The 12428-nt window shown below is 59.5% G+C and carries 11 protein-coding genes; 5 read left to right on the top strand and 6 right to left on the bottom strand.

What is annotated here, in order from left to right; translation table 11 throughout:
- Positions 1 to 101: 101 nt before the first annotated feature.
- The 4 genes from dnaT to opgB all read left to right on the top strand — a co-directional run bounded on the left by dnaT (position 102) and on the right by opgB (position 4489).
- Positions 102 to 641: a primosomal protein DnaT gene (dnaT, locus tag MC50_RS11900; RefSeq protein ID WP_032697935.1), complete on the top strand. Its 540-nt coding sequence runs from the start codon at positions 102 to 104 to the stop codon at positions 639 to 641.
- Between the two features lie 2 nt (positions 642 to 643).
- A complete protein-coding gene (gene dnaC, locus MC50_RS11895; protein ID WP_015585195.1) occupies positions 644 to 1381 on the top strand; it encodes a DNA replication protein DnaC in 738 nt (245 codons plus the stop codon).
- 65 nt (positions 1382 to 1446) lie between these two features.
- Positions 1447 to 1941, top strand: coding sequence for a DUF2501 domain-containing protein (locus MC50_RS11890; RefSeq protein WP_032689595.1), 495 nt, complete (start codon positions 1447 to 1449; stop codon positions 1939 to 1941).
- Between the two features lie 256 nt (positions 1942 to 2197).
- Positions 2198 to 4489 (top strand): phosphatidylglycerol--membrane-oligosaccharide glycerophosphotransferase, encoded by a 2292-nt coding sequence (opgB, locus tag MC50_RS11885; protein ID WP_032698210.1) that lies wholly within the window; start codon positions 2198 to 2200, stop codon positions 4487 to 4489.
- A 59-nt stretch (positions 4490 to 4548) separates the two neighbouring features.
- On the opposite strand, the gene MC50_RS11880 is transcribed toward opgB, so the two are convergent.
- Positions 4549 to 5367, bottom strand: a complete 819-nt coding sequence (locus tag MC50_RS11880) for a GNAT family N-acetyltransferase (protein ID WP_032689597.1) — start codon at positions 5365 to 5367, stop codon at positions 4549 to 4551.
- Positions 5368 to 5399: 32 nt separating this feature from the next.
- On the opposite strand from MC50_RS11880, the gene MC50_RS11875 reads away from it, so the two are divergent.
- Positions 5400 to 5933 carry a GNAT family N-acetyltransferase gene (locus MC50_RS11875; protein WP_032689598.1) on the top strand — a complete coding sequence of 178 codons (534 nt, stop codon included), beginning with the start codon at positions 5400 to 5402 and terminating at the stop codon, positions 5931 to 5933.
- A 280-nt stretch (positions 5934 to 6213) separates the two neighbouring features.
- Here the strand turns inward: MC50_RS11875 and MC50_RS11870 are convergent, their stop codons facing one another.
- From MC50_RS11870 to MC50_RS11850, 5 genes are all read right to left on the bottom strand, one after another.
- On the bottom strand, positions 6214 to 7224 hold the full coding sequence (locus MC50_RS11870) for an Ldh family oxidoreductase (protein ID WP_032698211.1): 1011 nt from the start codon (positions 7222 to 7224) through the stop codon (positions 6214 to 6216).
- 11 nt (positions 7225 to 7235) lie between these two features.
- The gene (locus MC50_RS11865) at positions 7236 to 8837 is read right to left on the bottom strand and encodes an APC family permease (protein ID WP_046853121.1); all 1602 of its coding nucleotides are present in this window, start codon (positions 8835 to 8837) and stop codon (positions 7236 to 7238) included.
- 15 nt (positions 8838 to 8852) lie between these two features.
- Positions 8853 to 10457 (bottom strand): aldehyde dehydrogenase (NADP(+)), encoded by a 1605-nt coding sequence (locus MC50_RS11860; RefSeq protein WP_047663971.1) that lies wholly within the window; start codon positions 10455 to 10457, stop codon positions 8853 to 8855.
- Positions 10458 to 10471: 14 nt separating this feature from the next.
- Positions 10472 to 11392 carry a dihydrodipicolinate synthase family protein gene (locus tag MC50_RS11855; protein WP_032689600.1) on the bottom strand — a complete coding sequence of 307 codons (921 nt, stop codon included), beginning with the start codon at positions 11390 to 11392 and terminating at the stop codon, positions 10472 to 10474.
- A gap of 152 nt (positions 11393 to 11544) precedes the next feature.
- Positions 11545 to 12372 carry an AraC family transcriptional regulator gene (locus MC50_RS11850; protein WP_047663968.1) on the bottom strand — a complete coding sequence of 276 codons (828 nt, stop codon included), beginning with the start codon at positions 12370 to 12372 and terminating at the stop codon, positions 11545 to 11547.
- Between the last annotated feature and the right edge of the window lie 56 nt (positions 12373 to 12428).

The raw sequence follows: 12428 nt of genomic DNA, 5'->3' as shown, positions 1-12428 counted from the left end.
GTCGGATTAACGCCCGTAGTCAGCAATAAAGCGCCTGAAAGACGACAGGTATCCGGGGGCGATGACCCCTCTCTATTGTTGTTCAGAATTGAGATAGTGTTATGTCTTCGCGAATATTAACCACCGATTTTAGCGGCCTGGATGATTTTATTCAGGACCACGCGGCCGTTCTCGCAAAATCGGCCAGCGGCGCGGTTGCCGTTTTTGCCAACAATGCCCCAGCGTTTTACGCGCTCACGCCGGAACGCCTGGCGCAACTGTTGGAACTGGAAGCAAAACTGGCTCGCCCCGGCAGCGATGTTGCGCTCGATACGCAGTTTTTCGACGAACCCAGCGCAGCGCCAACCGCTATCCCCGTGGGGAAATTCGCCATGTATGCCGACTGGCAGCCGGACGCGGATTTCCAGCGCATGGCCGCGCTCTGGGGCATCGCCCTCAGCCAACCGGTGACGCCGGAAGAGCTGGCGGCGTTTGTCGCCTACTGGCAGGCGGAAGGCAAAGTCTTTCATCATGTGCAATGGCAGCAAAAGCTGGCGCGCAGCGTACAGATCGGCCGGGCCAGCAACGGCGGCCAGCCGCGGCGCGATGTGAATACGGTCAGCGAACCGGATAGCCATATTCCACGAGGTTTCAGAGGATGAGCATGAAAAACGTTGGCGACCTGATGAAGCGTCTGCAAAAAATGATGCCAGCCCATGTCGAACCGGCGTTTAAAACCGGCGAAGAGCTGCTGGCCTGGCAAAAAGAGCAGGGCAAACTGCGTTCTGAAGCGCTGGAGCGCGAAAACCGCGCCATGAAAATGCAGCGGACGTTTAACCGCTCCGGCATCCGTCCGCTGCACCAGAACTGTTCGTTTGAAAACTACCGGGTCGAGTGCGAAGGCCAGATGAACGCGCTGTCCAGGGCACGCCAGTACGTTGAAGAGTTTGATGGCAACATCGCCAGTTTCATCTTTTCCGGCAAACCCGGCACCGGCAAAAACCATCTGGCTGCCGCCATTTGCAACGAGTTGCTGCTACGCGGGAAATCGGTATTGATCATCACCGTCGCTGATATTATGTCGGCGATGAAAGAGACGTTTGGCAATCGGGAAACCAGCGAAGAACAGCTCCTTAACGATCTGAGCAAGGTCGATCTGCTGGTGATCGATGAGATCGGGATGCAGACGGAGTCGCGCTACGAAAAAGTGATCATCAACCAGATCGTCGATCGCCGATCCTCCTCAAAGCGCCCGACCGGGATGCTGACCAACAGCAACATGGACGAGATGAACAAGCTGCTCGGCGAGCGCGTCATGGATCGTATGCGTCTTGGCAACAGCCTGTGGGTCATCTTCAACTGGGACAGCTATCGTCATCGGGTCACCGGCAAAGAGTATTGAGATATTTCCGAACCCTGCCGGGGTTATACTGCAGAAATGCTTAAGTAACCATGATGAGTACACTGATGAAATCTGCAAAACTCTTATTCCGCACGACCTTGATTGCCGGCGTATTTTTTACCGCCGGCGCCCACGCGGCTTCCTGGCAGGACTCCCTCTCCAGCGCCGCCAGCCAGCTTAGCAGCCAGAGCGGCTCTCAGGAAAGCGGCGCCCTGTCGATGTCCTCGCTGACCAGCCTGCTGAACGGCGGCAATCAGTCCCTGACCGCCAGCAGCATGAACAATGCCGCCGGGATTATGTCCTACTGTGCCAAACAAAAACTGGCCTCGGTCACCAACACGGAAAACGTCAAAAATCAGGTTCTGGATAAACTCGGCCTCAGCACGCCGGAAAAACAGAAAGAGGACACCAGCTATCTGGAAGGGTTGCAGGGGCTTCTGAGCAATAATAGCGGTCAGCAGCTGAACCTCAACACGCTCGGCAGCAGCCCGCTGGCGGAGAAAGTAAAAACCAAAGCCTGCGATCTGGTCTTAAAACAGGGCGTTAACTTCCTCTCCTGATTTTTTTCACTGACGCCGCGTTTACTGCCTTAGCGCTGTTAACGCGGCCGCAGCCATGATTTTCGTCATTCTTCAGCACACAATCCCGTGGTTGAGGGATGTGACCCCGATCAAAAATGACCATTTCTAAACCAATTCTGAACTACTGCACAGTTTCATGACTCTACAATTGCAGCCATATGGCACTGCAATTACAGTGTAGCGTGGAAAATAGTCTATCCTGCCAGCGGTCAACTGGCGCTAATGAGGATGAATTGTGTCAGAGTTGTTATCCATCGCCTTGTTCCTCACCTCGGTGGTGATTTATGCCTTAAAAGCCGGTCGTAACACCTGGTGGTTTGCCGCCACGTTAACGGTGCTGGGGCTGTTTGTGGTTCTTAATATTACCCTCTATGCCAGCGACTACTTCACCGGGGACGGTATTAACGACGCGGTCCTCTATACGTTGACCAACAGCCTGACCGGGGCCGGCGTCAGTAAATATATTCTTCCCGGCGTCGGGCTGGTGGCGGCGCTGGTGACCGTATTCAGCGCGCTGGGATGGGTGTTGCGCCGTCGCCGCCATCATCCTCATCACTTCGGCTACAGCCTGCTGGCGCTGGTGCTGGCGCTGGCCTCCGTGGATGCCAGCCCGGCGTTTCGTCAAATCAGCGAACTGGTCAAATCGCAGTCCCGCGACGGCGATCCCGATTTTATCGCCTATTACAAAGAGCCGGCGAAGAGCATTCCGAACCCGAAGCTGAACCTGGTCTATATCTACGGGGAAAGCCTCGAACGCACCTATTTTGATAACGACGCCTTTCCCGACCTGACGCCCGAACTCGGCAAACTAAAAAACGAAGGACTCGATTTCAGCAACACCACCCAGCTTCCGGGTACCGATTACACCATCGCCGGCATGGTGGCTTCCCAGTGCGGCATTCCGCTGTTTGCGCCGTTTGAAGGCAACGCCTCCGCCTCGGTCTCCAGCTTCTTCCCGCAGAATATCTGCCTCGGCGACATTCTGAAAAACTCCGGCTATGAAAACTATTTCGTGCAGGGCGCCAACCTGCGTTTCGCCGGCAAAGATGTGTTCCTGAAATCCCACGGTTTTGACTACCTGTACGGCGCTGAAGAGCTGAAAAGCACGGTTGCCGACCCCGCTTACCGCAATGACTGGGGCTTCTATGATGACACCGTTCTGGATGAAACCTGGAAAAAATTCGAAGAGCTTTCTCAATCCGGTAAACGCTTCTCGCTCTTTGCGCTGACGGTCGACACCCACCATCCGGACGGCTTTATCTCCCGCACCTGCCAGCGTAAAAGCTATGATATCGGCGGGAAAAAGAACCTCTCCTTTAGCGCGGTCACCTGTAGTCAGGAGCATATCGCGGCGTTGATTGAGAAAATCAAAGCCTCCCCGTATTTCAAAAATACGGTCATCGTGGTCTCTTCCGATCATCTGGCGATGAAAAACACCGCCTGGGACTATCTCAACAAACAGGATCGCAGCAACCTGTTCTTTGTTCTGCGCGGCGACCAGCCGCAGCAGGAGACGCTGGCCGTGAAGCGCAATACCATGGACAACGGCGCCACGGTGCTGGACATCCTTGGCGGCGATAACTTTATCGGTCTGGGCCGCAGCAGCCTGTCCGGGCAATCGCTGTCCGGTATTTTCATGAATATGAAAGAGAAAGTGCTGGCATGGAAACCGGATATCATCCGCCTGTGGAACTTCCCGAAAGAGATGAAAGACTTCACCATCGACAGCCAAAAGAACACCGTCTCATTCTCCGGCAGCCATTTCCGCCTCCCCCTGCTGCTGCGGGTATCCGATAAACGCGTTGAGCCGCTGCCGGAGAGCGAATATTCCGCCCCGCTGCGCTTCCAGCTGGCCGATTTTGCCCCACGGGATAACTTCGTGTGGATCGATCGCTGCTACAAAATGGGCCAGCTGTGGTCCTCTGAACTGGCACTCTCCACCGACTGGTGCGTTTCCCAGGGCCAGCTCGGCGGCGAACAGAAGGTGCAGCATGTTGATAAGCCCCGGTGGCAGGGAAAAACGGCGTTTAAAGATACCGTTATCGATATGGAGCGCTACAAAGGCAACGTCGATACCCTGAAGATCGTCGATAACGATATTCGTTACAAAGCCGACAGCTTTGTCTTTAACGTTGCCGGCGCGCCGGAAGAGGTCAGGCAGTTCAGCGGAATTTCCCGCCCGGAATCGTGGGGCCGCTGGTCCAACGCCCAGCTCGGCAGCGAAGTGAAGATTGAATATAAAGAACCGCTACCGGAAAAATTCGATCTGGTGATTACCGCCAAAGCCTACGGGCCGAACGCCAATAAACCGATCCCGGTCCGCGTGGGCAACAGCGAACAGATCCTCACCCTGGCCAACGAGGTCTCCACCACCACGCTACATTTCGACAACCCGTCGCGCAGCGATACGTTGATTATCGTCCCGCCGGATCCGCAGTCCACCAACGAAGGGAATATCCTTGGCCACGCGCCGCGTCAGCTGGGAATCGGCATGGTGGATCTTAAAGTGGTAAAAAGCGACGGTTAACTCTGCCGCCCCGGCTCATGACCTGAACCGGGGCGCATTCGCTAGCATTCGGCAGGCGGTTACCCGCTGAACTCCACGCACATCTCATACTGCTTTAGCGCCAGGGTCGCATACCCCGCCGCGCTAAACAGCGGCGTAAATGATTCGGGAATGATCACCGAAGTACTCAGGCCGGGGAACTGCCGGGCCAACGCCCTCAGCATCTCATGCGCCAGTCCGCGGCCGCGAACGGAGGGCTCAACCCACAAAAACTGTAGCTGCGGCGTGGAGGTTAAGGTTGCCAGCACCGCAAAAGCCTGCTGATTCAGAGTGAGCGTCCGGCATGGCAGCGTAGCGAAGGTAAACGGGTCCATCAGCCACGGCAGACGACCATTGATCTCCGCTCCGGCTCTGCGCAGCAGAGGGAGCACATCGCCCTCTTCCAGCACCGCTGCCGCGGCATCCTCTGCCCGGGTACTGACAAATCCGCATAGCCCATGATGTACAACAAAGCCTAACGACTGGTACAGCGCCACCGCCGCATAGTTTTCGCGGATCACCTCCAGCCACATCCGCCGCACGCCCTGCTCGCGTAGCGAGGTCATGAGCGGTGTCATCAGCCGACGGCCCATGCCTTTTCCACGCCAGGCCGGACGCACCGCAAAGGCCGCCAGCCTCGCCTCATCGCCGCGCCGGGCCACGATGGCGATTGCCGCCGGCGTCTCGCCATCCAGCCAGACGCAGGAATCAAGCAGGCTCAGCCCCTCAGAGCTGAAGCGCTGAACGAACACCGCCAGCGGCAGCGAAACCGGCACCAGGTAATCTTCAAAACAGTCGCTGAGGATCGTCGTGAGTTGCGCAACGCTGAACTGGGTAGCGGAAACGGCGGTAAGCTCCATACATTTCTCCCGGAGGCTGCTATGCTGAGGTGATGAAAACTAACACTATAACTGCCGCCGCGACGTTACGCCTGACTCAAGAGCGCGACATACCTCTCCTGCCCGCAATTGAGCGCTCGGCGGCCCAGTCTTTTCGCCAGATCCCGGCGCTAGCCTGGCTGGCGGAAAGCGAAGTAATAAGCCCCGAGCGCCACCGGCTGTTCCTTGAAACTGACCATAGCCTGCTGGCCGTGGCCGATGAACAACCGATAGGCTTCCTGCTGAGCGAACCGCTGGATGATGCGCTGTTTATCGTCGAGATCGCCGTTCATCAGGCGTGGCAGGGACGAGGCATTGGCCGCATGATGCTGGAGCAGGTCATTAAGACCGCCCGGCAGGCGGCATATCCGGCGGTCACGCTCACCACCTTCCGCGACGTGCCGTGGAACGCGCCGTTTTACACGCGTCTGGGATTTTCAATGCTGAGCGAGCTAAGGCTGCCGGCGGGACTGGCGGCGAAAAGGGAGCTGGAAACGGAACACGGTCTGCCGCCGGAAACGCGCTGCGCCATGCGCCTGACGCTGTAAGCCGTTTCCGGTCAGGGCTGCGATATGCAAATCGGCGGCATGGTGGTGTTTGGCACCGCCATCCGTGTCTGACCTTCGACAAGGGCCCCCCCTGCGGCCGGTGGCTGACGAGCCCCCTGCCCGAGGAGCTGGACACCTTGTTCTGATGACGTTCCCGGATAGCGGCTGACGCCTTATCTGGCTGCCAGAAAACCCATTTTCCCGTCGCCAGGCATCGCGCCACCGGGGAAACCACCGCCCTCCCGTTGCCCGGGCCGCGACAAATCCGCAGGCGGCTCAACTACTCGCTCAACGCGGAAATCTCATCAAATAACGAACGGCTAATGGTGACGCCCTGGCGTTCACTCTCCTGACGGCAGAGATAGCGCCGTTCGCCCGGGAGTCTCGCCCCTTGCGCCTGCATGCTGTTAAACAGCGTCTCCGCGCGAGCCAGATGCGCATCAGCCTCCGCGCCGAGGAACCGCTGCGGATCCAGCGCCAGAATCAGCTCTCCGCCATAGGGTAGCCCGCCCGCGCCACCGTCCCACGCCAGCGATTCCGCGCTGGTCATATCGCCAATCAGCGGCCCGGCAAGCAGCTCGACCATCGCCGCCAGCGCTGAGCCTTTGTAGCCGCCAAAGGTCAGCATCGCCCCGGCCAGCACCTCTCCGGCGTCCGTGGTCGGCTGACCCTGGCTATCAATCCCCCATCCTTCCGGCAACGCTTTCCCGGCACGTTGATGCAACTGAATCTCGCCGCGCGCCGCCACGCTGGTGGCCATATCAAAAATAAACGGCGGCTTATCTCCCCGCGGCCAGCCAAAGGCGACGGGATTGGTGCCAAACAGCGGCAGGCTGCCGCCCGCAGGCGCCACCCATGCATGGCCCGGCGTACAGGCCAGTCCGACCAGGCCGGCATCCGTTAACGGTTCAATATCGGCAAACAGCGCCGAAAAATGCACGCAGCGGTTGATGGCCAGCGCGGCGATACCGCTGCGGCGCGCCTTCTCCACCAGCAGCGGCAACGCCCGCTCAAACGCCAGCAGCGAAAACGCGCCACCAGCATCGACGCGAACAATCCCCGGCGCCCGGTCGTCAATCTGCGGCCCGGCATCCGGGGAGACCTTACCTTTACGCAGGGTGTCAACGATTCCCAACAGCCGCCACAGGCCGTGGGAAGCGCAGCCATCGCGCTCCCCACCGGTGACGTTGCGCGCTACCGCCGCCGCGTGATCCTCGTTGAATCCATTAGCGCTCAGCGCCCGCATCGCCAGCGCATAAGCTTCGGGTAACGACAGGGTTACCGTTTCCATGACCTTCTCCTCTACTCTTCTTCGTCTCCGCTAAAATTAGCCTGGGGGAGACAGCTGCGCGCGCCCCAGTAATAAATTGCCAGCGACATCACCGCGACCAGCACCGTATCCCAGGGGTGAGGTATCTCATTAGTACCACCAAAACTGCCCAGCCAGGAAAAAAGCATGATCAGCGCATAGAAGACGATCAGCCACAGCGAGGATTTCACCTGTTGCGCCAGGCTGACGGTATGTACCGGCACTTTACCTTTGCACAGGATGTAGACCACAAACATGACGATTTGCAGCCCCAGCAGCCAGGAGAGCGTGGTCCAGCCGGACCAGTACACGATCAGCGCGGAGATCATGAACGACACCGGCCCAATAATCGCGAACGCCCGCACGCGGAAGGGACGCGGCAGATCCGGCGCGTTACGGCGCAGCCCTGCGGCGGTCACCGGCGCGATCGCATAGCTCAACACCAGCGCGGCAGAGACCACGCTGATCAGCTGCTCCCAGGAGGGGAACGGCAGCGTCCAGAAGATGGACAGACCGAAGGTCAACCACAGCGCCGGACGCGGAATGCCGGACTCTTTATCAATGTGGGTAAAGGCTTTAAAGAAGGTTCCGGCTTTCGCCCAGCCGTAGATAACGCGCGGCGTCGCGTTCATGTAAATATTGCCGGTACCGCTCGGGGAGATGATCGCATCGCTAATCACCATAAAGGCCAGCCAGCCCATACCGAGGGTGATAGCGATATCGCGATACGGCAGCGAGAACTGTTTACTCACTTCCGCCCAGCCGCCGCTTAACATTTCCGTCGGAATACTGCCGAGAAACGCCAGCTGCAGCAGCACGTAGATAATGGTCGACAGCACCACCGACAGAATCAGCGCCACCGGAATCGTACGCTGCGGATGCTGAACCTCGCTGGCGACGGAAATAATCGGCGTCAGGCCCAGATAGGCAAAGATAATCCCGCCGGCGCTGATCGCCGCTTCTACTCCGGACATACCGAACGGCGCAATCCCCTGAGTATGCAGGTTTTCCGGCTTAAAGAAGGTGAACAGGGTAATCACCACCAGCAGCGGCACCAGGAACTTGAGCACGCTGATAAAGTTATTCGAGCGGGCAAAGGTTTTGACGCTGTAGTAGTTAAGAGCAAAGAAAAAGCACAGCAGCAGGAACTGCACCACCCAGCCCAGCAGGGTCGGCGAGCTGGATCCCGGCTGGGTCAACGCCGGGAACCAGGCGGCGGCATACTGACGGGCGGCGACAATTTCGATAGAAATGAGGCTTGAGAAGGCAATCAGCGTAATAAAACCCAGCAGATACCCCATCAGCTCACCGTGCGAAAAGACCGGATAACGAATAATCCCCCCGGCGCGCGGCAGCGCCGCCCCCAGTTCGCAGTAAACGATACCCAGCAGCAAAACCGCAAAGCCGCCGATCACCCACGAGGCGATCCCGGCGGGCCCGGCAATCGACGCGACGTGGCTGGCGGCAAAGAGCCAGCCGGAACCGAAAATCGCCCCCAGGCCAATAAACGTCAGATCGGTTAAGGTCAACTGCTTTTTAAACTTACCCGACTCAGCAACGCGGGTTTGACTGTTATGCGTAGTGTGAATAGTCATCGTGATGCCCTTCCGTCAACATGAGGGGGAAATCGCTTCCCGGGTCCACTGGCCGTTCACCAGGCGCAGCAGGTTCAAAGGGTTAGCATCCTGCAAGGCCGGCGGCAGCAACGCGGCAGGGGCGTTCTGCAGGCAAACCGGCCGCAGAAAACGTTCGATCGCCCGGGTCCCTACCGATGTGCCGCGCGCGTCGGTGGTGGCCGGCCAGGGGCCGCCGTGCACCATCGCATCGCACACTTCCACGCCGGTGGGATAGCCGTTAAACAGCACCCGCCCGGCTTTATCGCTGAGCAGCGGCAGCAGACGCGTCGCCAGGGGACGATCGTCCGCATCGGCATGCAGCGTCGCCGTCAACTGCCCCTGCAGCGTACTCACCAGCGCCATCATCTGCGCCTCGTCCGCCACTTCCACCAGCACCGACAGCGGGCCAAACACCTCGGTTTGCAGCACGCTATCCGGTGCCATGAACGCCTCCGCCGTCGCCAGGTACAACAACGCCTGCGCCCGCCGGCCGCCGGCCGCTTCACCGCTGGCCAGCCGCTGCACACCCGGACAGGCGTCGAGCGTCTCGACACCGGCGCGATAGTGGTGCAGGGTCGGCGCGTTGAGCAGAACCTGAGCGGGCGCGGCCTGAACCTGTTCACATAACGCGGCTTTAAAGCGCGCCAGCCCTTCGCCCTTGAGCGCCAGAATCAGCCCCGGGCGGGTACAAAATTGCCCGCCGCCAAGGGTAAACGACGCCACCAGATCTTTGGCCAGCGACGCCGCACGCGCGGCGAGCGCCTGGGGCAGAATAATCAGCGGATTAATCGCCGACATTTCCGCAAACAGCGGGATTGGCTGCGGGCGCTGCTGCGCCAGCTGGAGTAGCGCTTTTCCTCCCGTCAGCGAGCCGGTGAATCCCACCGCCTGAATCGCCGGATGACGCACCAGTTCGGCACCGATATCGGTACCAAAAATCATGTTGAACACCCCGCCGGGCAAGGCGCATTTCTCCACCGCCCGCACGATGGCCAGCGCCGTCTGCTCTGCGGTTGCCATATGCCCGGGATGAGCCTTAACCACCACCGGGCAACCGGCCGCCAGCGCCGAGGCGGTATCGCCGCCGGCGGTAGAGAAGGCCAGCGGAAAGTTGCTGGCGCCGAATACCGCAACCGGGCCAAGCGCCACCTGGTACTGGCGCAGATCCGCTCGCGGTAAGGGTTGACGCGTCGGCAGCGCCGTATCAATGCGCGCCCCCAGAACATCGCCGCGCCGCAGCAAACCAGCAAACATTCGCAGCTGACCGCTGGTGCGCGCCCGTTCGCCCTGTAAACGCGCCAGCGGCAGTGCGGTCTCAGCATGGGCAATGGCAAAAAAGGTCTCGCCCAGCCGGTCCAGTTCATCGGCAATGGTCTCCAGAAAGCGCGCGCGCGTCTCTGGCGAGGTTTCGCAATAGGCGGCAAAAGCCTGCGCCGCCGCCTGCGCCGCCAGTGCGGCCTCCTCCCGGGAGGCCGGATAAAAACGGTAGCCGGTGGCATCGCCATCCGCAGCCTTCAGGCTGAGGAGCGTGGCTTCGCCGCTGGCGACGCGACGCCCGGCGATAAACTGCCGACCCGCCGTCATTTCTGTTTCGCTCATCGTCGCTCCCCGCCTCACAGGCCCACGTCCGGCAGCACAGGACGCGTCGCCAGCGCCTGTTCCACGATGTTCACCACCTGTTGACGGGTCTCCCCTTCCAGCGCCAGGCGCGGCGGACGGGTGACGGCGCTGCCGCGTCCCAGCAGCTCTTCGCACAGCTTGATGCACTGCACCAGATCCGGGCGCGCATCCAGGTGCAGCAGCGGCATAAACCAGCGATACAGCGCCATGGCTTCGTCATAACGTTTCTGTGCAGCAAGACGGAACAGGGTTTCGCCCTCACGCGGGAAAGCATTCGACATTCCGGAAATCCACCCTTCCGCTCCCACGGCGATGCTCTCCACCACCACGTCATCCAGCCCGGCGAACAGCACGAAGCGGTCGCCGACGGTGTTACGCAGATCGACGAAACGACGGGTGTCCCCGGATGAGTCTTTGAAGCAGACGATATTGTCGCAATCGGTCAGGGTGGCGAGGATATCTGGCGTGACGTCGTTCTTGTAAATCGGCGGGTTGTTATAAACCATAATCGGCAGGTCGGTGGCGGTGGCCACGCTGCGGAAGTGAGCGGCGGTTTCGTGCGGCTTCGAGGAGTAGACCAGCGCCGGCATCACCATAATCCCGTCGACGCCAACGCGCTCGGCCTCTTTCGCCATCTTCTGCGCGAACGCGGTAGTGAACTCGGCGACCCCGGCGATCACCGGAATTTTGCCGCCCGCCGCATCCTTTGCCACTTCAATAATCTGCAGTTTTTCCTCGGTTGTCAGCGAGGTATTTTCCCCGACGCTGCCGCACACCACCAGCCCGGAGACACCGTCTCTGACCAGGTTTTTCATCACCGCATGGGTGGCGTCTAAATCGAGGGAGTAATCATGACGAAACTGCGTGCTGACTGCCGGAAATACGCCGCTCCAGTGAATCGCTTTTTTGCTCATGCTCGGTTCCTTGTCGTCATTTTGTTAAGTCAAAGTGAATGAATGGTGAATTTTCACTGACAGATTGACGTTTCATGGACCCGGCGGCTTGTCGGTTTTCTTCCAATACGATGACGAAATTAGCACAGTCGCACAAAAGTGTGAGCCGGCGATTATCCCGCCAGCGTCAGGCGAAAATCACGCGGCGTAGAGCCGGTCATCGCTTTAAACTGACGGCTGAAGGCGCTGTGATCGGTATAGCCGCACTGCAGCGCAATATCGGTAATCGGCGTCTCTCCCGCCAGCAGCTCGGTGGCTTTTTCGAGGCGGACCTTATGGATCATTTGCCGCGGCGTGAGGTGAAAGATCCGTTTGCAATAGCGTTCGATCTGCGCCACGGACATGCCGCTCAACCCGGTCAGCTCTTCCATGGTGATCGGTCGATGGTAGTGGCGACGAATATGATCGTCGACGATCGCCAGCCGCTGCCACGCCGGGTGTCGGGCATGCGCCTCCTGAAGATCGTGCGAGATCCCCGCCATGCCGATCACCTGGCCGTGAACATCGCGCAGCGCCAGCTTTTGCGTCAGACACCAGCCGCGCTCACGTCCGTTATAGAGGTGCATTTCGAGCTGGTCGCGCAGGGTCACCCCCTCTCTCAACACCCGCAAATCCTGTTCGGTATAGCCCTGCCCCAACGCCGATGGAAAGACGTCGGCCGAGGTTTTGCCTAACAGCGAGGAGACGCTTTTAAAGCCGCAGCGACGGGCCAGCGTCAGGTTCGCCAGCAGGTAGCGCGCCTGGGCATCTTTGATAAAAAAGACCACATTGGGAATCGCGTTCAGCAGCGGCGCGATAAGCGCCAGCGCATTGAGCAACGACGGCATGTTTTCCGGACGCTGGCGCGCCAGCCCTTCGCAAATCTGGCTCAGCTCATCCACGGCCAGATCCGTATCCTCAACCGGAGCGTGCTCCGAAGTAGCAGCAGTAACGCAGAACATAAGGCTTCCTCATGGCGGGTGACGGGAGGATATTTATTCACCTTCTGGTAACACAT

This window comes from Klebsiella planticola (assembly GCF_000783935.2).
Lineage (GTDB): Bacteria > Pseudomonadota > Gammaproteobacteria > Enterobacterales > Enterobacteriaceae > Klebsiella > Klebsiella planticola.
Note: the sequence above shows the minus strand (reverse complement) of the source record. Positions and strands in the feature narration are given on the sequence as shown.

Bases quoted from the DNA above. Each gene is read 5' to 3' on its own strand.
- dnaT (WP_032697935.1), top strand. From the start codon at position 102: ATGTCTTCGCGAATATTAACCACCGATTTTAGCGGCCTGGATGATTTT.
- dnaC (WP_015585195.1), top strand. From the start codon at position 644: ATGAAAAACGTTGGCGACCTGATGAAGCGTCTGCAAAAAATGATGCCA.
- MC50_RS11890 (WP_032689595.1), top strand. From the start codon at position 1,447: ATGAAATCTGCAAAACTCTTATTCCGCACGACCTTGATTGCCGGCGTA.
- MC50_RS11880 (WP_032689597.1), bottom strand. From the start codon at position 5,367: ATGGAGCTTACCGCCGTTTCCGCTACCCAGTTCAGCGTTGCGCAACTC.
- MC50_RS11875 (WP_032689598.1), top strand. From the start codon at position 5,400: ATGAAAACTAACACTATAACTGCCGCCGCGACGTTACGCCTGACTCAA.
- MC50_RS11870 (WP_032698211.1), bottom strand. From the start codon at position 7,224: ATGGAAACGGTAACCCTGTCGTTACCCGAAGCTTATGCGCTGGCGATG.
- MC50_RS11865 (WP_046853121.1), bottom strand. From the start codon at position 8,837: ATGACTATTCACACTACGCATAACAGTCAAACCCGCGTTGCTGAGTCG.
- MC50_RS11860 (WP_047663971.1), bottom strand. From the start codon at position 10,457: ATGAGCGAAACAGAAATGACGGCGGGTCGGCAGTTTATCGCCGGGCGT.
- MC50_RS11855 (WP_032689600.1), bottom strand. From the start codon at position 11,392: ATGAGCAAAAAAGCGATTCACTGGAGCGGCGTATTTCCGGCAGTCAGC.
- MC50_RS11850 (WP_047663968.1), bottom strand. From the start codon at position 12,372: ATGTTCTGCGTTACTGCTGCTACTTCGGAGCACGCTCCGGTTGAGGAT.